The organism is Streptomyces sp. NPDC015220, from assembly GCF_043079345.1.
In the GTDB taxonomy this organism is placed as follows: domain Bacteria; phylum Actinomycetota; class Actinomycetes; order Streptomycetales; family Streptomycetaceae; genus Streptomyces.
This window is the reverse complement of the sequence record NZ_JBIBUK010000038.1, coordinates 13,890-32,418: the sequence shown is the minus strand read 5'-3', so window position 1 is coordinate 32,418 and position 18,529 is coordinate 13,890. Positions and strand designations below refer to the sequence as shown.

20 protein-coding genes are annotated in these 18,529 nt (G+C 71.0%); 6 read left to right on the top strand and 14 right to left on the bottom strand.

The annotated features are described in order from the left end of the window. The first annotated feature begins 12 nt into the window (after positions 1-12). On the top strand, positions 13-702 hold the full coding sequence (locus ACF061_RS37835) for a DUF4396 domain-containing protein (protein ID WP_392271553.1): 690 nt from the start codon (positions 13-15) through the stop codon (positions 700-702). A 349-nt stretch (positions 703-1,051) separates the two neighbouring features. Then, complete coding sequence (locus ACF061_RS37830; protein ID WP_392271552.1) at positions 1,052-2,251, top strand: PP2C family protein-serine/threonine phosphatase; 1,200 nt, start codon at positions 1,052-1,054, stop codon at positions 2,249-2,251. Between the two features lie 206 nt (positions 2,252-2,457). Here ACF061_RS37830 and ACF061_RS37825 read toward each other — a convergent pair whose 3' ends face one another. Both ACF061_RS37825 and ACF061_RS37820 read right to left on the bottom strand, forming a co-directional pair. Continuing rightward, the gene (locus ACF061_RS37825) at positions 2,458-3,120 is read right to left on the bottom strand and encodes a response regulator (RefSeq protein WP_392271551.1); all 663 of its coding nucleotides are present in this window, start codon (positions 3,118-3,120) and stop codon (positions 2,458-2,460) included. Further along, positions 3,117-4,292, bottom strand: a complete 1,176-nt coding sequence (locus tag ACF061_RS37820) for a sensor histidine kinase (RefSeq protein ID WP_392271550.1) — start codon at positions 4,290-4,292, stop codon at positions 3,117-3,119. The genes ACF061_RS37825 and ACF061_RS37820 overlap by 4 nt, the downstream gene beginning before the upstream one ends. A 209-nt stretch (positions 4,293-4,501) precedes the next feature. On the opposite strand from ACF061_RS37820, the gene ACF061_RS37815 reads away from it, so the two are divergent. Then, on the top strand, positions 4,502-5,422 hold the full coding sequence (locus tag ACF061_RS37815; protein WP_392271549.1) for an ATP-binding cassette domain-containing protein: 921 nt from the start codon (positions 4,502-4,504) through the stop codon (positions 5,420-5,422). Then, a complete protein-coding gene (locus ACF061_RS37810; RefSeq protein WP_392271548.1) occupies positions 5,419-6,243 on the top strand; it encodes an ABC transporter permease in 825 nt (274 codons plus the stop codon). Before ACF061_RS37815 ends, ACF061_RS37810 begins: the two co-directional genes overlap by 4 nt. Before the next feature lie 301 nt (positions 6,244-6,544). On the opposite strand, the gene ACF061_RS37805 is transcribed toward ACF061_RS37810, so the two are convergent. From ACF061_RS37805 to ACF061_RS37750, 12 genes are all read right to left on the bottom strand, one after another. Next, positions 6,545-7,129 (bottom strand): aerolysin family beta-barrel pore-forming toxin, encoded by a 585-nt coding sequence (locus ACF061_RS37805; protein ID WP_392271547.1) that lies wholly within the window; start codon positions 7,127-7,129, stop codon positions 6,545-6,547. An 11-nt stretch (positions 7,130-7,140) separates the two neighbouring features. Continuing rightward, entirely contained in the window at positions 7,141-7,467 is a 327-nt protein-coding gene (locus ACF061_RS37800; RefSeq protein ID WP_392271546.1) for a hypothetical protein, read from the bottom strand. Between the two features lie 492 nt (positions 7,468-7,959). Beyond that, positions 7,960-8,430 carry an NUDIX domain-containing protein gene (locus ACF061_RS37795; RefSeq protein WP_392271545.1) on the bottom strand — a complete coding sequence of 157 codons (471 nt, stop codon included), beginning with the start codon at positions 8,428-8,430 and terminating at the stop codon, positions 7,960-7,962. Between the two features lie 172 nt (positions 8,431-8,602). Beyond that, positions 8,603-9,253, bottom strand: coding sequence for a CoA transferase subunit B (locus ACF061_RS37790; protein ID WP_392271544.1), 651 nt, complete (start codon positions 9,251-9,253; stop codon positions 8,603-8,605). Further along, positions 9,250-9,867 (bottom strand): CoA transferase subunit A, encoded by a 618-nt coding sequence (locus ACF061_RS37785; RefSeq protein ID WP_392271571.1) that lies wholly within the window; start codon positions 9,865-9,867, stop codon positions 9,250-9,252. Before ACF061_RS37785 ends, ACF061_RS37790 begins: the two co-directional genes overlap by 4 nt. Before the next feature lie 17 nt (positions 9,868-9,884). Next, the gene (locus ACF061_RS37780; RefSeq protein ID WP_392271543.1) at positions 9,885-10,622 is read right to left on the bottom strand and encodes an SDR family NAD(P)-dependent oxidoreductase; all 738 of its coding nucleotides are present in this window, start codon (positions 10,620-10,622) and stop codon (positions 9,885-9,887) included. Continuing rightward, positions 10,619-11,590, bottom strand: a complete 972-nt coding sequence (locus ACF061_RS37775) for a fumarylacetoacetate hydrolase family protein (RefSeq protein ID WP_392271570.1) — start codon at positions 11,588-11,590, stop codon at positions 10,619-10,621. The genes ACF061_RS37780 and ACF061_RS37775 overlap by 4 nt, the downstream gene beginning before the upstream one ends. 515 nt (positions 11,591-12,105) lie before the next feature. After that, the gene (locus tag ACF061_RS37770) at positions 12,106-13,044 is read right to left on the bottom strand and encodes a VOC family protein (RefSeq protein ID WP_392271542.1); all 939 of its coding nucleotides are present in this window, start codon (positions 13,042-13,044) and stop codon (positions 12,106-12,108) included. 4 nt (positions 13,045-13,048) lie between these two features. Continuing rightward, a complete protein-coding gene (locus ACF061_RS37765; protein WP_392271541.1) occupies positions 13,049-14,068 on the bottom strand; it encodes an amidohydrolase family protein in 1,020 nt (339 codons plus the stop codon). After that, positions 14,065-15,195, bottom strand: a complete 1,131-nt coding sequence (locus ACF061_RS37760; RefSeq protein WP_392271569.1) for an FAD-dependent oxidoreductase — start codon at positions 15,193-15,195, stop codon at positions 14,065-14,067. Before ACF061_RS37760 ends, ACF061_RS37765 begins: the two co-directional genes overlap by 4 nt. A gap of 34 nt (positions 15,196-15,229) precedes the next feature. After that, positions 15,230-16,192, bottom strand: a complete 963-nt coding sequence (locus ACF061_RS37755) for a cyclase family protein (protein WP_392271568.1) — start codon at positions 16,190-16,192, stop codon at positions 15,230-15,232. 2 nt (positions 16,193-16,194) lie between these two features. Further along, on the bottom strand, positions 16,195-17,196 hold the full coding sequence (locus ACF061_RS37750; protein WP_392271540.1) for a fumarylacetoacetate hydrolase family protein: 1,002 nt from the start codon (positions 17,194-17,196) through the stop codon (positions 16,195-16,197). Positions 17,197-17,324: 128 nt separating this feature from the next. Between ACF061_RS37750 and ACF061_RS37745 the strand changes: the two genes are divergently transcribed. Beyond that, positions 17,325-18,242, top strand: coding sequence for a LysR family transcriptional regulator (locus ACF061_RS37745; RefSeq protein ID WP_392271539.1), 918 nt, complete (start codon positions 17,325-17,327; stop codon positions 18,240-18,242). Between the two features lie 103 nt (positions 18,243-18,345). Next, on the top strand, positions 18,346-18,483 hold the full coding sequence (locus ACF061_RS37740; protein WP_392271538.1) for a hypothetical protein: 138 nt from the start codon (positions 18,346-18,348) through the stop codon (positions 18,481-18,483). The last annotated feature ends 46 nt before the right edge of the window (positions 18,484-18,529 follow it).

The window sequence follows — 18,529 nt, the reverse complement described above, 5'->3', positions numbered from 1 at the left end:
AGGGCCCTGACCATGCCACCACCTTGGTTGACCGCTCTGGCCTGGGCCGCCCTCGCCGTCGCCTTCGTCAGCGCGGGGTGGATCCTTTTCGACATCTACGGCCGCGGCTACCGCCAGCACATGGGCGTGATGGAGGCCGTCTGGCCGGTGACCGCCCTGTACTTCGGCCCAGCCGCAGTGGCGGCCTACCGGGCGTGGGGCCGACCCCGATCACATCGCCGGCAGCGGGAGCACGGCGAACCGCCCGGCAAGCCCGGCTACGCCACCACCGCGGTCGGCGTCTCGCACTGCGGCGCCGGCTGCACACTCGGCGACATCATCGCGGAATTCGCGGTCTTCGGCCTCGGCATCACCATCGGCGGGCTCGCCCTGCCCGCCGAATACATCGGCGACTACGTGCTCGCCCTGGCCCTCGGGATCGGGTTCCAGTACTTCGCCATCGCCCCCATGCGCGGCCTGGGTCCGCGCAAGGGCCTGATCGCGGCGGCCAAGGCCGACGTACTGTCCCTGACCGCCTTCGAGGTCGGGCTGTTCGGCTGGATGGCGCTGATGTTCTTCGTGTTCTTCCCCGCTCCGCACCACCTGCGCCCGGACGACCCCGTGTACTGGTTCCTGATGCAGATCGGCATGATCGCCGGTTTCTTCACCGCCTGGCCGGTCAACACCTGGCTGATCCGCTCCGGGATCAAGGAAGCCATGTGACGCTCCCGAGTGAGCTCGAAAACCTCGCCCGCGGCCGGGACCGACCGGTGTCACTAGCGAGGACGACGGCGCTCACGGCCGTGGCCGGACCGTCGGTTCGCGTCGGGGTGCGGAGGCTTCGAAGCCCTCGAATCCCGCCCCGTCTCGAGGCGGTCTCCGGCGCGGCTCTGCCCGGACGCCCACGGGGAGGGCGACGTCCTTTCACACGGACGCCTCTCCCAACTGGTCATTCACCGCAATCACCGTCCGCGATGATGGTCACACGCGGCCGCGTCACGGTCGGTGGCGACGATGCAAGGACGGTGACCGTGGCCAGGCGGGAGCGCGTGGACAACGCCGGGAGACGGAGATGGCGAAGGATCGGATCGGGCTGGCCGAGCTTCTGGCCGCTGCCGAGAAAGCGGCGCCGGTAGCGTCCCTGGACATGGTCGCGCACAATCTGCGGGAACGGTTCGGCGCACAGCACGTGACCTTCCTGCTCGTCGACATCGTGGGCCGGCAGGTGGTGCGGATCAGCGAGGAGGCGGCCTCGCAGGAGGGGCGGCACGCCGATCAGATCCCCCTGATCGGCAGCACCTACGACAAGGTCCTGCGAACCCAGAAGCTGGTGCGTGAACCGGGTGACGGGCACAGCCAGCGGGTGGTCGCGCCGGTGACCAACCGGGGTGACACGATCGGCGTGCTGGAGCTGTTCCTTCCCCAGGTCACGCAGGGGGTCCTGGAGCAGGTCGAGGAGGCCGCGCACGCGCTGGCGTACATCATCGTCACCGACCGCCGGTTCACCGACCTCTACCACTGGGGCCAGCGCACCATTCCCGTCAGCCTGGCAGCCGAGATCCAGCGCCAGCTCCTGCCCTCGGCCCCCTTCTGCGAGGCGCCCGAGTTCGCTCTCGCCTGTGCCCTGATTCCCGCCGACAGCATCGCCGGCGACACCTACGACTACACCCTCGACCACGACACCCTGCACCTGTCCATCACCGACGCGATGGGGCACGACGTCGAAGCCTCCCTCATGGCCACCCTCCTGATCAACGCCTCCCGCGGTGGCCGCCGCGCCGAGGAGGGTCTCGCCGATCAAGCCGGCTGGACCAATCAGGCCATGCTCGACCACGGCCGCGGCACCTTCGCCACCGGCCAGCTCCTGCGTATCGCCCTGGACGGGTCCGGCGCGCAGCTCGTCAACGCCGGCCACCCCTGGCCCCTGCGCCTGCGCGACGGCGCGGTCGTCGAAGTACGTCTGGCCGTCGACCTGCCCTTCGGCGTGCACGCACCCGGCCCCTACCGGGTCCAGTACCTCGACCTGCGCCCGGGCGACCGGCTGGTGCTCTACACCGACGGTGTGCAAGAACGCCGAGCGCAATCCGTCGACCTGCCCGATGTGATCCGCAACACCGCCGGCGAACACCCCCGCGAGGTGGTCCGGACCCTGACCCAAGCGGTCACCGACGCCTGCGGCGGACATCTGGCAGACGACGCCACCGTCATCTGCCTGGACTGGCACGGCCCCCCGACCGCAGACCGCCAGGCCCACGCCGACCTCGAGGAGTAGACGCCACCACGCCCGCGGCCCAGCCGGACGCCCCCGCCTACCTGGGCCTGGGCCCACCACTTCCCCGCCCGCCGCTCCGGGAAGGCCGACGACCCCGGAGCCGGGCAACGAAGTCGGCCGGTCGCAGTCGGTCCACACCAGTGTGCTCTGCGTCGACCGGTCGGACTATGGCTGCCGGGCTGCCCACCACGGGGGCCGGGACGCCATCAGCGAGGCAGGGTGACGAGCCCCGTCTCATAGGCGGTGATGACGAGCTGGACCCGGTCCCGGGCGCCCAGTTTGGTGAGCAGCCGTGAAACGTGCGACTTGGCGGTGGCCACCGTGATGAAGAGCTCCTCGGCGATCTCGGTGTTCGACCTGCCGCGTCCGACCAGGGTCAGCACTTCCCGCTCCCGCTCGGTGATGCCCTCGACGGGCCGTGGGGAGCGTTCCGGGACAGCCGCGGGCCGCCTGATGAAGTCCGAGATCAGACGGCGCGTCACGCCCGGCGCGATCAGTGCGTCACCGGAGGCGACCACACGGATCGCCGCGAGGATGTCGTCCAGCGCCATGTCCTTGACCACGAAGCCGCTCGCGCCGGCCCGGAGCGCGCCGTAGACGTGGTCGTCCTCGTCGAAGGTGGTCAGGACGAGGACGCGTGTGGTCGCCGAACCGGCGGTGATCAGGCGGGTGGCCTCGATTCCGTCCATACCGGGCATCCGGATGTCCATGACCACGACGTCGGGGCCGGCGTCCCTGGCCAGCTGGACGGCCTCGGCGCCGGTGGCGGCTTCACCGACGACCTCCAGATCGGGGTGATCGGCCATGATCACACGTAGACCGGACCGGACCAACGGCTGGTCGTCGGCGAGCACCACACGGACGGTCATCGGGCCTCCACCGGAACTCCGACGGACGCGGGCAGCGGCAGCCGGGCCGCCACCCGGAAGCCGCCCTCGGGGCGCGGCCCGGCGCTGAGGCGGCCGCCCAGCAGACCGACTCGTTCCCGCACCCCGATGAGGCCGAAGCCGTGGGTCGAGCGGTCCTCGGTGGCGCCGCGCCCGTTGTCGACGACCTCCACGGACAGCTCCTCGTCCCCGTAGTCGATGGCCACCCGGCAACGCCCGGTGCCCGCGTGTCGGACCACGTTGGTCAGTGCCTCCTGCACGATGCGGTAGGCGGACAGGTCGATGTCGGCCGGCACGGGACGCTGCTCCCCGGTGCGGCACACGTCGACGCGTACCCCTGCGCCCGCGGTCGCCGCCGCCAACCGTTCGATCTCCGCCAGCCCCGGCGTGGGCACGAGCCGTGACTGCTCCGAGGCGGTCGCGCCTCGGTCGGCCTGACGGAGCGACACCAGCGTGCGTCGAAGTCCCGAGAGTGCCTCTCTGCTGGTGGCCTCGATGGAGCGCAGGGCCTCGCGCGCCTCGGCCGGCTGGGTCTGAATGACCCGGCTGCCCACGCCGGCCTGGATCGCGATGATGCCGATGCTGTGCGCGACCATGTCGTGCAACTCCCTCGCGATCCGAAGCCGTTCGGCGGTCACCGCCTCGGCCACCTCCTGTGCCCGCAGCGCCGCCGCGTGCTCTCGGCGCTCGCGGCTCAGCAGACCGACCATGCAGGATGCGGCCAACGCCAGGAGGGCGATGAGCCCGTTGGCGGCCAGAGCGTTCCCATGCGCGCAGCCGCCGATCACCAGGAGCTGCACCGTGAGGGACACGGCCACAGCGACAGTCGTAGGGCGCCGTGCGCAAGTGGCGACGATGAAGCCCAGAACGAGGTCCGCCGCCAGGAACGACAGGAACTGGCCCTGATGTGACGCCGCCCGGCTCTCATGGGCGGAACCCGCAGGGCCCACCACCACAGCGGTGGATCCGAGGAGTGCCATGACCAGAGCCGGCAGCGGCGTCCGTCGCACCACACCGGCGAGCAGGCTCACAGCCAGCAGCGCCCCGACCCCGTGGATCGTGCCCGACGCCCGCGGCGCGGCCCCCACCAGCAGACCCAGCACGAGGAGGTAGGAGGCACCCCCCGCCCAGGCCACGGCCCTGGTTTTCGTCATCGGCGGTGTCCCCTGCCGGGAACAAGGCCGGGGTGCGCGACGCGCGCGGGCAACGAAATGGTCGTCATGGGGTTCACGCCGCGAGACTAACCGGACCACCAGCAGCGCGACATCAGCCCGTGGACGTACGCCCACGGTCGAATCCTGCCGTACGAGTGCCACCCATGGCCCCATGCCCGAGCGGGGCTCCTCTCGGCAGTGTGGGTGTCGTGATCGAAGTCAGCGAGCTCACCAAGCGCTACGGCAGCAAGACGGCCGTCGACCATCTGTCCTTCACCGTGCGGCCGGGCCAGGTCACCGGATTCCTCGGCCCCAACGGAGCCGGCAAGTCCACCACCCTGCGGATGATCCTCGGCCTGGACGCGCCCTGCACCGGCTCCGCCACCGTCAGCGGCGTCCCCTTCCACCGCCACCGACGCGGGCTGCGGCACGTCGGCGCCCTCCTCGACGCCGGACAGGTTCACGGCGGACGCAGCGCTGCGGCCCACCTGTCCGCTCTGGCCCGCAGCAACGGCATCCCGCGGCGCCGGGTGGGCGAGGTGCTTCACGAGGTGGGGCTGGCCGAGGTGGCGAACCGCCGCATCGGCGGATTCTCCCTCGGTATGAAGCAGCGGCTGGGCATCGCCACCGCCTTGTTGGGGGACCCGCCCGTGTTCATGTTCGACGAGCCGATCAACGGCATGGACCCGGAGGGCGTGCTCTGGGTACGCCGGCTCTTCCGGCGCCTGGCCGCCGAGGGGCGCACGGTCTTCCTCTCCAGCCACCTGATGTCGGAGATGGAGAACACCGCCGACCAACTGGTCGTCATCGGCCGGGGCCGCCTCATCGCCGCCGAGCCGGTACGGGACTTCGCGGCCCGGGGCAACCGTGGCAGCGTCGTGGTGGGGACACCGCGGGCCACCGAGTTGGCGGCCGTGCTGACCGCGGCGGGCGCCTCGGTCGAGCCGGAGGGCTCGACCGGCGCGGAGAGACTCGCCGTGACCGGGCTCCCGGCCGACCGGATCGGGGCGCTCGCCTTCGAGAACGGTATCCGGCTGAACGAGCTGACCACCCGCGCCGCCTCACTGGAGGCAGCCTTCATGCGACTCACCGCCGACAGGACCGAATACCAGGCAGGACAGCCCCGATGAGCACGCTCACCTCCGCCCCCCGGACCACCCCCGTCACCGCGCCGCCCGCCCGCTTCCGCGACCTGCTCGCCGCCGAGTGGATCAAGACACGGTCCTTGCGGTCCACACCGTGGACGATCGCACTCACCCTCCTGTTCGTCATCGGGGCCACCGCCGTGGCCACGCTGACGGACAAGGCCGCGCCCTCCGGCCCCGCTGATTTCCGGCCCTACGACGCCTATCCGCCGGCCGGCTACTGGACGCTGATCCTCGTCGCCGCCAGCATGGGCGCCCTCGCCGTCGTGAGCGAATACAGCAGCGGGCTGATCCGCACCACCACCGTGGCCGTCCCGGCCCGCGGCTCGGTCGTGCTGGCCAAGGCAGCCGTCACCGCCGCACTGTGGACCGCGGTCGGCACGGCCGCCTCCACCGGTTCCTTCCTGGTCTCCCAGGCCATCCTGCACGGGCACCGTGCCGGCCTTCCGATCACCCACCCCGGTGTGTTCCGGGCGCTGGCGGCATCCGCGTTGCTGGCTCCGGTCTGCGCCCTGGTCGGTCTGGGGCTCGGTGTTCTGCTCCGGCATGCCGCCGGAACCATGGTCGCCGGCGTCTTCACCCTGGTGATGCTGCCCCCCATGTTCTCGGAGAGCAGCCGCTGGTCGGCGGAGATCAAACACGCGCTGGTGTCGGCCGCCTGGAACCGCCTGATCCAGCCCTGGGGGCCGGAGCCAGGATCCTTGGGCTACACCGCCACGGTCCCCGGCTCCTGGATCGTGTACGCGCTCTGGCCGCTGATCACGGTCGCACTCGCCGTCCTCGTAGTGAAACGCCGCGACGTGTGAGTGCGCCCCCAGGGAGCCCTCCCCTGGCCGCAGCAGGCCGACGGCGACGAAGCGCCGCCGACCACTGCTCGGCGAGGTGGAGCGCGCTCGCGCCGCGGCGCTGCGGTCGGCCCTGCGACCGCTCGAACGGGCGGCGCCCTGGTTGGCCCGCACATGTGTCCCCGGGTGGACCACCCGGCCCGAGCCGGCTCAGTAGCAGGTGGAGCGTCAGATCCCGGCTGGTTTCGCACGTAGCACGCCGAATAGCGACGATCACGGGTCAGGGTCTGGGGCTACGGCCTGGTGACGCAGTGCTTTCCGCTCATTGAGAGAGCTGGCCCGGCTTCTTGTTCGGGTTGTACCGGCCGGGGGACACCTCCACGATCGCGTCGGAATAGAAACCGACAGTGATGTCCTGATGGACAGTGATGGAGGTGGGGAGACCGGCGTTGCGGAGCACCGTGTCGACCTTGTGGGCGCGGTAGCGACTGCTGCCGTCTGCGCCTGTGTACCAGTCGCGGTGCTGGAAGGCGAGCCAGCCCGTCAGAGTGGCCTCGTAGGCGATCCGGAACTGCGCTGAACCCAGGGTGGAAAACAGGTACGCGGTCTCTGCCGAGTGTTTGGGAACGCTGCTTTTGACCGAGTCGGAGACGCCGACCGTCACTGTGTGACTCTTGGTCTTCGTCTCGCCCCATGCGTGCTCGAAGCCGAAACTTGTTTCGCCGCCGATCTCCGCGCCGGCCTCCCCGCCGGGTACACCAGCCTTGATCGAGACCTTGTACGTGATCTTCTGCCCGACCGAGAACTTGTCGGTCCACGACCAGCTGCTGCTGCAGGTGTCCGTCTTGGCGACGCTCATGGTGGCGCCGTATACCACCGGGTGGTCTTCGTTGTTGATCCACTCCACGTGACGCGCGATCACAGGCTTGGTGGTGACCCCGACCAAGCGTGCGCTCTTCGCAGTGAGCGTTGCGGTGACCGGCTGCCATTTGAACAGGCTGTAGACGTTCCCGTACTCCGGACCCGCTCTCCATTGGCGGCGCCTTCGGGAGTAGGGTCCTTCAGCCAGTACTCGTCGGGCTTCCTTCCGATCGCCTTTCCGATGGCCGTCTTGATGCGGTCGGTCTGGTCAAGGCAGAAAGCCTTGGCCTCGGATGCGTTGATGACATGCTGAACAGTGCCGGTGACCGACGCCTTGCATTGTCCGGGCTTCTTGCTCGCCGTCAGGTTGATGTTGAAAGGCATTGCTACCCCCCTCGGCTGGGTCTTCCAGTGGCGGCAAGCGAAGTGCGATCAGCGCGGGGAGCTCGGATGCGCGAAGAAAGCCCCCGGCCGGGTAATCGAACTTCCTCTCGATCTGGCTGTGCACCAACTCGGTCAAGGTTCTGCGGAGTTGCTCGGTCTAGCAACCGGCTCTCGGATCCTTGGCCGGAAACGAAGCGCTCGTGGCTCGTTGGCAAAGTCCTTGTGTCTGGGTCATTCCTGCGCTGGGCCGCATTCGTATTGATGGGTGTGCGGTTCAAGGAATGTGTCCGTGAGGTTTGCAGTGACTGAGGCGGGCTTGGCGCCGGCGTCTTCGGCGCCAGGCCGACCAGTGCGGAAGGGAAGGTGCGAGGTCGATGTCCTTGCGGGAGCGCAGCACCGGGCGGTGAGCCGCGGATCCCCCTCGTCCCAGGTCGGACAGCGGGGGACAGCTCAATGGTCACCCCTCGAGTCTTTGCGCCCACCGGCACCAGCTCAAGCCGTGGCCTCCGCCGCCAACACCCATGACCGCTTGTCCTCATGCCCCCGGTCATGGCCGTCCCGGTCGTACGCTCGCGTCGCGGGCCCCGACGCCGCAGGCCCGCCGAGCTCCGCGCCGACAAGGGCGTCTTCGGTAAGGCGGGCGAGGTGAGCGGCGGTGCGTCGCATTACGTCGCCGTTGGGGTCGCGGTAGTCGTGGGAAGCACCCGAGTACACACCGAGCAGTTCCAGTGAGCCGACGGTCAGGCCGGTCTCCTCCTTCACCTGACGTCGGCCGGTTTCTTCGAAGGACTCGCCGGGCTCCGTGATCCCACCGGGCAGGCTCCCGTCTCTGATGTCGGCCCTGGCCAGCGGCGGCACTTCGTCCCGGGAATCGGTGACCAGGACAGAAGTCCCGGGAAGAATCAGCGGTCGTGTGCCCACGGCCTGGCGGAGTGCCGACACGTAGTCGTTCGTGGTCCTCATCCCTCGTGTTCTCGTCGACCGCGCGCAACGTGACGGTGCCGGTGCGGGGTGACAGAGCCCGCCCGCGGCCCCCGCCAGTTCCGTCGACCGCCTGCGCCTTCTGGTCACGAGGCGCGAGGATGTTCTCTCCGTGTCAATGGCTTGGTGGTGGTGAGGCCCCGGGTCGCGCCGTTCAGCAGGCGGCGGAGAAGCTGCTCACGCGTACGGCGGCGCCGGTGCGCGCGATGACGTCCTCGACGGTGACGCCGGGGGCGGTCTCGACGAGGGCGAGGCCGGCGGGGGTGACGTCGAGAACGCCGAGGTCGGTGATGATCCGGTGGACGCACGCCTCGCCGGTGAGGGGCAGGGTGCAGTCGGTGAGGATCTTGGGGCTGCCGTCCTTGGCGGTGTGTTCCATCAGGACGACGACGCGGCGGGCGCCGTGGACGAGGTCCATGGCGCCGCCCATGCCCTTGACCATCTTGCCGGGAATCATCCAGTTGGCGAGATCGCCGCGTTCCGAGACCTGCATGGCGCCGAGGACGGCGGTGTCGATGTGGCCGCCGCGGATCATGCCGAAGGAGAGAGCCGAGTCGAAGAAGGAGGCGCCCGGCAGCACGGTGACGGTCTCCTTGCCCGCGTTGATGAGGTCGGGGTCGACCTGCGCCTCGGTGGGGTAGGGGCCGGTGCCGAGGATGCCGTTCTCGGAGTGCAGGACGACATGGACGCCCGGCGGGAGATGTCCGGGGATCAGGGTGGGCAGGCCGATGCCGAGGTTGACGTAGGAACCGTCGGTGAGTTCGGCGGCCGCGCGGGCGGCCATCTGCTCGCGGGTCCAGCTCATGGGCGTACGGTCCTCTTCTCGATCTGCTTGTCGGCGGCCTGCTCCGGGGCGAGCGCCACGACCCGCTGGACGTAGATGCCAGGCAGGTGGACCTCTTCGGGGCGCAGGTCGCCGGGTTCGACGAGTTCCTCGATCTCGGCGACGGTGACGCGGCCGGCCATGGCGGCGAGCGGGTTGAAGTTGGCGGCGGAACGGCGGAAGACGAGGTTGCCGTGGCGGTCGCCGCGCCAGGCCCGCACGAGGGCGTAGTCGGTGGTGATGCCGTGTTCCAGGACGTGGGTACGGCCGTCGAAGCGGCGGGTCTCCTTGGGCGGGGAGGCGACGGCGACCGTGCCGTCGGGCGCGTAGCGCCAGGGCAGGCCGCCCGTGGCGACCTGGGTGCCGACGCCCGCGGGGGTGTAGAAGGCGGGGATGCCGGCGCCGCCGGCGCGGAGGCGTTCGGCGAGGGTGCCCTGCGGGGTGAGTTCGACCTCCAGTTCGCCGCCGAGGTACTGGCGGGCGAACTCCTTGTTCTCGCCGACGTAGGAGCCGGTGACGCGGACGATGCGGCCGGCGGCGAATCGCAGCGCCGCGGCCCGGCCCTGGCCCCGCGCGATCCCGGAGATCAGCGCCACCTTGCCTTCCAGCCGCTTCACGGTGGGCCCTCGCGCAGGGCGTCGGAGACGGATTTGACGCCGCCGTGCGCGGTCATGCCGCCGTCCACCGGGATCTCCGCGCCGCTGATGAACGACGCGCCGTCGGAGAGCAGGAATACGACCAGGGGCGCCACCTCACCGACGGTGCCGGTGCGGCCGAGCGGCGTCTCACGGACGTTCGCCTCCCGGAACGCGGGCGCGGCGGAGGCGGCCATCGCCGTCTCGATGTAGCCGGGGTGGATCGTGTTGACGCGGATGCCGCGCGGGCCCAGCTCCAGGGCGGCGGTCTTCGACAGGCCGCGCAGTGCCCATTTGCTGGTGGTGTAGGCGACCGGGTAGTGGGCGGTGAGGGCCGCCGAGGAGCCGACGTTGACGATGGAGGAGCCGGGCGGCATGAGCGGCGAAAGGTGCTGGACGCCGAGGAGCGGGCCGGTGACGTTGACCGCGTGGACGCGAGCCATGTCCTCGGGGCGTACGTCGTCGATACGGGCCCGCCAGGTGATGCCGGCGTTGTTGACCAGCCCGTGCACCTGCCCGTACGCCTCCTTCAGCTCGGCGGCGAGTTCGGCCCACTCCGCCTCGCTGGTCACGTCGAGGCGGCGGCAGCCGGGCGTCTCGGTCACGTCGGTGGCGATGACGCGGGCGCCTTCCCGGGTGAGCGCCGCGGTCTCGGCGGCGCCCTGGCCGCGGGCGGCTCCGGTGACGACGACGACCTTCCCCGCGAGCCCCGTCACGGCCGTTCCCGCGAACGGCGGCGGCCGGTGGGCAACGGCACCGGCCGCACGCCGGGGACGACGGTGTTGGTGAGGGTACCGAGCCCTTCTACGGTGAGGGTGACGGTGTCACCGGGCTTCAGCGGCGGCGGCATCCGCTCGCCGCGCCGGCCCCACAGCTCGGCGAGGCAGCCGCCGTTGCCGCAGGTGCCGGAGCCCAGGACGTCACCGGGGACGACGCGGGAGCCCCGGGAGGCGTAGGCGGTCATCTCCTCGAACGTCCAGCTCATGTTGGACAGCAGGTCCTCGCCCACCGTCACGCCGTTGATCTCGGCGGTCAGGGCGAGCCGCAGGAAGCCGTCGGCGTCCCGGTGGCACTCCAGCTCGTCGGCGGTGACGAGGTGGGGCCCGAGGGTGGTGGCGGTGTCCTTGCCCTTGCAGGGGCCGAGGCCCACCTTCATCTCCGCGCTCTGCAGGTCGCGGGCGGACCAGTCGTTGAAGACGGTGTAACCGACGATGTGGTCCCGGGCCTCTTCCGGGGTGAGGTCCCGGCCCTCCCGGCCGATGACGGCGCCCACCTCCAGCTCGAAGTCCAGCACGGCCGACCCGGGCGGTACCGGGACGCCGTCCCGGTGGGCGTAGATCGCGTGCGGGTTGGTGAAGTAGAAGGTCGGCGCCGCGTACCACTGCTCAGGCACCCCGGCGGTGTCCTCCACGGACCGGCGTACCCCCTCCACGTGCTCCTCGAAGGTCACGAAGTCCCGTACCGAGGCGGGCTGGAGCGGCGGCAGCAGCCGGACCTGGGAGACGTGCGGGCCGGCGGGCACGTCGAGGGCCGCCGCGCCGGCGGCGAGCAGCGCGGGAAGCCCGCCGGTCTGCTGGACCAGTGCGGTGAGCGAGGTGACACCGGGCAGGGGGAAGAGGGTGCCGTCATCTTCGACGACTGCCACCCGGCGGCGGTGTCGATGTTCGTAGGCGGCGAAACGCATGGCGCGGCTCCAGCGGAGTGTGATCGGAAGAGGGGGACGCGCATGAGGTCGTGGTCCACCAAGACGCGGCTCCGGTAGTCGGCCGCCCGGGTGAGGCGGGGGCCGCAGCGGCCACCGGCGGTCGGTGAACCGTGTCGGATCGGCCGGCGCCAGGCGACTGAGCACCATCTGCCGCGCACGCGCGGCGGTGGCCATGTCGCCGGTCTCGCCCATGTCGGTGTGCATCTGGCGCATGTGCTCGACCACGACGGCGCGCAGGCCCAGCTCCTCGAACCAGGCGGCGTCGGCCACCTCGTGGACCACGATGTCGCAGTCCCGCGCGAGGGAGGCGAGGTCGTCACCGCGCCGAATGTCGCCGGAGCAGACCACGGAGCCGGGCCCGGTGCCGAACCGGTAGGCGTAGGACGGGGACATGGCGGGGGTGAGGGAGCAGGTGCACGGCGCCGTGAAGGGGACGCGGCAGCGCGCGTCGGGGCAGGGTCTTGCCGCCGCGTCCCCGGAGCCGACGGGGCCGGTCAGACCGGCGGGGCGACGAAGACGCCGCGGTCGGGGTCGTTGAAGGACTCCTTGGCGACCAGTTCGTTCATGGGGTTGGCGGTGCCCCACTGATCGGTGACCTCGGGCCGGGAGAAGTCGTAGACGTGCGGGTGCCAGGTGTCCTCGTCCAGGCACTCCAGCTCGGTGGTGTACTCCACCGTGTTGCCGTGCGGGTCGAGGAAGTAGGTGAACGTGTTGTCGCCCGCCATGTGCCGGCCCGGGCCCCAGATCTTCTTGAAGCCGGCCCGGATCACGCGGCCGGAGCCGCGCATGTACTCGTCGATGCCGCGCATCTCGAAAGAGATGTGGTGCAGGGCGGTGTGCGGTCCCTGGGCGATGGCCATGGAGTGGTGCTGGCTGCTGATCCGCATGAAGTGCATGACCTCGCCCATGTGCGGGGAGGACAGCGTGTCCGACAGCGCGAAGCCGAGGTGACGCTCGTACCACTCCCGAGTCCGGTTCAGGTCGGGGGAGTTGAGGACGACGTGGGACAGCTTGACCGGGATGGACTCCTTCTCCTCGATCTTGCGGTGCTGCCGGACCTCGACGTCGGCGGAGACTTCGATGGTACGGCCGTCGACGTCGAAGAACCGGAACCCGTACCCGCCGCCCGGGGTGTCGACCTTGCCCGGCTGGCTGATCAACTGCACGCCGCCCGCGAGCAGCCGCTCGGCGAGGGTGTCGACGTCGGCCGCGCTCGCGGCGCCGTAGGACACCAGGTCGAGGCGCTTCTCGTCGGCCTTGCGCAGCCGCACGACGTACTGCTCCGGGGAGCCCTCGGCGGCGAGGAAGGAGATGCCGGAGTCCTCACTGACCTTGGTCAGGCCCCAGACGCCGGAGTAGAAGTCGAGCTGCTTGTCGTAGTCGGGCACGGCGAGGTCGACGTGCCGAAGGTGGGTGAGCAGACGTGTGCTCATGGTGTCAGTCCTTCCTCAGGAGGGCGGCGGCGTTGCCGCCCCGGACGGCGTGGAAGTCGGCCTCGGACAGCTGTGCGGCGCGCAGGGCGCCGACCGGGTCCTCGGTGCCCATGTCGAACGGGAAGTCCGAGCCGAGCAGGACCCGGTCGGCCCCGGCGACGCGCACCAGCTCCCGCAGTACGTGGGGGTCGTGGACGAGCGAGTCGAAGTACAGCCGCTTGAGGTAGCTGCTGGGCAGGTGCGCGCAGCCGGCGCCCGCGTCGGGGCGGGCGGTCCAGGCGTGGTCGGAACGGCCGATGTGGGTGGGCAGATAGCCGCCGCCGTGAGCGGCGATCAGCTTCAGGCCGGGATGGCGGTCGAGGACGCCCGAGAAGATCAGGTGGGAGAGCGCGACGGCGTTCTCGGTGGGCTGCCCGACGGTGTTGGACAGGTACCACTGGTCGAGGCGCTCGTCGAGGGTGCAGCCGAAGGGGTGCAGGAAGAGCAGCGCGCCGGTCTCCTCGGCCCGCGTCCAGAACGGCTCGTAGGCCGGGTCGGACAGCTCCCGGCCGGGTGCGTGGCTGGAGATCTCCACCCCCAGCAGGCCCGATGCGAGGGCGTGGTCGAGGGCCCGCACCGAGAGGTCCGGGTGCTGGAGCGGCACAAGGCCCAGTCCGCGCAGCCGGTCCGGGGCGGCCGCGCAGTGCGCGGCCGTCGCCTCGTCGGCCAGCCGGTACACCTTCTCCGCGGTCGCTTCGCCGGCCCAGTAGTGGTAGTGCGAGGGGGAGGGGCTGACCAGTTGGACGTCCACGCCCTGGGCGTCCATCGCCGCGAGGCGCACGGTCACGTCGGTCAGGCGGGGGAAGCGCTCGCGGACCATGGGGCCGCTGACCGCGAGGGCGGCGGGGCCGTTGCGGCGGGCATCCAGCGCCCGCGCCTCGGCGAGTCCCGGCTCCCCCTCCACCAGCGCCTCGATCTCCGGCAGCAGGACGTGCGCGTGCACATCGACGGTCGGGGCGGCTGTCTGAAGCCGCGGTGTGCTCACGGCAGTTCCCGGAGCATGGTCATGGTGCGGCCCATCAGGCCGGGTACGTCGGCGTCGCGCGCCCCGTCGAGCTGCCACTGCCCGATCTGCACGGACGCCTCCACCACCGGGCGGACACGGGCGATGCGCCGCTCGTGATACTCCTGGAACAGGGCGTCGTCCCAGTCATCGGTCCCGGTGAGCATCTGGGCGAGCACCCACGCGTCCTCCAGGGACAGGGCGGCGCCCTGGGCGAGGGTGGGCGGGCAGCAGTGCGCGGCGTCGCCGATCAGCACGACCCTGCCGCGGTGCCAGGAGCCCTCCACCAGCATCCGGTCGAACCATGTGTAGTTGACCTTCGCAGGGTCGGTGATGTTCTCGGTGATCTCCGGCCAGAAGCCCCCGTAGTGCCGGGTGAGACGGCGCATCTCGTCGGCGTAGGACTCGGAAGGGATCGACGCCCGGTCCCGGTTGGCCTCGACGACGTACGCGTAGATCGTCGTCTCGCTGGTGGGGCAGTAGCCGGCGATGTACGCCGGGCCGCCGTAGGCCAGGTCGGTACGGGTGACCCCGGCCGGGCGCGGGGCCGCGATCCGCCAGATGGCCATGCCGGTCGGCTCGGGCTCGGCGGTGATGCCGACCGCGGCGCGGGTGGCGGAGCCGAGGCCGTCGGCAGCGATCACCAGGTCGTAGCGGTGCTCGGAGCCGTCGGAGAGCCGGACGGAGACGCCGTCGGCGTCCTGGTCCAGGGTCTCGGCGGTGGTGCCGAGCCGCACGGTGGCGCCGCTGGCGCGCACGGCGTCGATGAGGATCCGCTGGAGCTGGGGGCGCTGCATGCCGACGGTGGCGGGCAGGTCGTCGCCGCCGGTGCGCAGGTCGTCCTGGACGTGCAGGACGGTGCCGTCGGGGGCGGTGATGCCGACCGAACCGAAACCGAAGCCGGACGCTTCCACCTGCTCCCAGACGCCCAGTTCGCGCAGGACGCGCAGGGCGTTGCCCTGGAGGGTGATGCCGGAGCCGGCGGTGGCGTTCCAGTCGTCCTTGGCCTCGACGAGGTCCACCGCGTAACCGGCGCGGCGCAGCAGGATCGTCACGGCGTTGCCGGCCGCGCCGCCGCCGACGACGAGGACCGTGCGGTCTTCACTCAGGGGACTCATGCGGGGAACTCCCTTGTTCCTCGGTCTACTTGGCGGCGATCGGATTGACGGGCGAGCCGACCGCCCCGGTGATGGGCAGGGGCGCCGCGGTGAGCCAGAAGTCGTAGCGGCCGTCGGCCGCGCAGTCCTCGGCGAGCGCGTCCGGATCCCACATCTCGCCGATCAGCAGGCCCATGTTGGGGATGGCGATCTGGTGCAGGGGCTGGAAGGCGTGCTCGAACTCGTTGGGCCGGACCTCGAAGCCCCAGGTGTCGGTCGCGATCGCGGCGACCTCGCTGCCGTGCAGCCAGCCCGCCGTGGTGAACGACAGACCGGGCGCGGACCCGCCGGCGTAATCCCCCCAGCCCTCGCGACGGACCCGGGTGAGCTGGCCGGTGCGTACCACCACGATGTCCCCGCGGCCGACCGTCACCCCGTGCGCCTCAGCGGTCGCCGTCAGGTGCTCCTCGGTGATCGCGAACCCGTCGGGCAGCTCCCCGTCCTTGCCGATCACCCGGCCGACGTCCAGCAGCACACCACGCCCGGCGACGTGCGGGGCCATGTGCTCGATGCCGGTGACCAGGTCCCCGTCGGAGGTGACGACCCGCTCCGCCGGCCTGCCGTTCCACGCCTTGCCGTGATCGAAGATGTGCCCGAGCCCGTCCCACTGGGTGGAGCACTGCAGCGGCATGGCGATCACGTCGTCGGCGCCGCCGATGCCGTGCGGGAAACCCTGCAGGCCGAGGGCCGCGTCGGTACCGGTGTCCAGCATGGTGTGCACCGGATTGGTGCGCCGCCGCCAGCCCTTCTGCGGCCCCTCCATGTCGAAGCGCTGGGCGAGGGAGAAGCTGACGCCCCGCCGGATCAGTGCCGCGCCCTCGCGGCGCTTGTCCTCGTCGAGGAAGTTCAGGGTGCCCAGCACGTCGTCTGCGCCCCAGCGGCCCCAGTTGGAGTACGCCTCGGCGGCCCGCGCGATCGAACCCTCGGCGTCGGTGCGGTCCAAGGACACGCTCACCGCGCCACCTCCGCGACACAGCGGGTGCGCTGGGTGCCCAGCCCGGTGATGGAGGCGTCCATCACGTCGCCGTCACGCAGCAGGCGGCCCCAGTGCATGCCGTTGCCGGCCGGGGAGCCGGTGAGCACCAGGTCACCGGGGAGCAGCCGGGCGGTCCGCGACGCGTACGCCACCATCCGGGCGACGTCGAAGATCATGTCCCCGGTGGATTCGTCCTGCATGGTCTCGCCGTTGAGCTTCAGCGTCACCCGCAGGTCGTCCGGGCGCGCGATCGACTCGGCGGGCACGATCCACGGGCCGAGCGGGGTGAAGCCGGGGGCGTTCTTGCTGCGCAGCCAGTCGGTGCCGATCTGCGGCATGTCCCGGCGGAACACGCTCGCCCGGTCGGTCAGGTCGTTGGCGATGGTGTACCCGGCGACGTATTCGAGAGCTTTCTCGACACAGACCTGGTGGGCGGGCCGGCCGATGACGGCCGCCAACTCCAGCTCCCAGTCCGGCTTCTCGGCCCAGGCGGGCAGGACGACATCGTCGTACGGTCCGGTGACCGCGCTCGGCAGGCCGATGAACACATACGGCAGGTCCTCCGCCGCACGCCGGTCCATGATCTCGGCGGCCTCGGCGCGTCGCTCCTCCTCCGGCCGGTCGTCGTCCGGGGCCCGGTGCGCGACGTGCAGGTCGATCACGTGCTGCCGGTAGTTGGCACCGGACTGGAACACCTGCCGCGGCTCCACGGGAGCATGGACCCGGAACGCCTCGAGCGGTTCGCGGGCGGGGCCGTCCTCCTCGGCCAGCGTCCGCAACCGCGGAAGAGCCGACTCCCAGGTCTCCAGGAGAGCGCGGATCGACAACCGTTCGTCGCCGAGAGCGGTTCGCAGGTCGAGTATCCGGGCGTCGGGGGTGACCAGGGCGGGGAACGCGGGGCCGGCCGGGGCCGAGAGCGTGGCGAGAGCGAACGGCCCCGCGAAGAGCGGGGACGCGGGTGCGGGTTTCACGGACATGTCCTCCTGATGTGCGGTGGCACTAATGTGGACCCGCCTACCGCGATCAGGGAAATTGCTTCTATGGATGATCGACATACACACCACGAATAACTCCCGGTCAACGCCGTGTCACAAGGGGAAGTCCAGTGAATCTGGCCCGCCTGGATCTCAACCTCGTCGTCGCCCTGCGCGCCCTGCTGCAGGAGCGCAACGTCACCCGCGCCGGGCAGCGCGTCGGACTGAGTCAGCCCGCGATGAGCGCCGCCCTGGCCAGACTGCGCCGCCACTTCGACGACGACCTGCTCGCCCGCGTCGGCGGCCACTACGAGCTCACCGCCCTGGGCCAGGTCCTCCTCGACCGCACGACCACCGCCTACGACCTGCTCGAACGGCTCTTCGCCAGCCAGGCGGCCTTCGACCCGGCCAATGAGAGCCGCGAGTTCAAGCTGATCGCCTCCGACTACGCGGTCGCCGTCTTCGGCACCGAACTCGCCCGGGTCGTGCACGAGGAGGCTCCCGGCATCCGGCTGCGCTTCGCGCAGACCCCGACCACCGTGGTCGACGACACCGCCACACTGCTCAGCACCACCGACGGCCTGCTCATGCCGCACGGCGTCATCAGCGACTTCCCCGCCACCGACCTGTATGAGGACCGCTGGGTCTTCCTCGTCGCCGCGGACCACCCGAGCGTCGACGACCGGCTCACCCGGCACGACCTGGCCCGGCTGCCCTGGGTCACCTACCAGCGCACCTACGACGCCCCCGCCGTACGCCAGCTCGGCATGCTCGGCATCGAACCCCGGGCCGAGGTCTCCGTCGACAGCTTCCAGCTCCTGCCGCTGCTGGTGGCCGGCACCCGGCGCATCGCCCTGATCCAGGCCCGCCTCGCCCGTCTCCTGCAACCGCTCGCCGCCGTGCGGCTGGTGGAACCGCCGTACGAGGCGGTCCCGCTGCGGGAAGCCATGTGGTGGCACCCAGTGCACACGCACGACGCGGCCCACATCTGGCTGCGCGAGACGGCCGCGCGGGTCGGCCGCCGCCTGGCCGACGTGCCCGAGGCGTGAACGCGGCCGCCGACCACGACGATCATCCACAGCCCGGATGCTCTCCCTCCAGAAGATGCATCGCCGCAGGGGTGGGCAGGCCGCGGCTCGACTCCGCACAGTCATGCACGTCAGTACGCGCCCCTGCGGCGAGGTCGCCGACGGCCGGGCCCGGCTGCTCCGAGGCGCCCGCTTCCCGCAACGCTCCCTGGAGCGCCCCCATGCCTGTTCCGGTGTCCCCCCTGCCCCGCTGCTGCGGTGACGTCCCCACGGTGCCGGGGAGGCCCCCCGCCGTCCACCTGATGGTC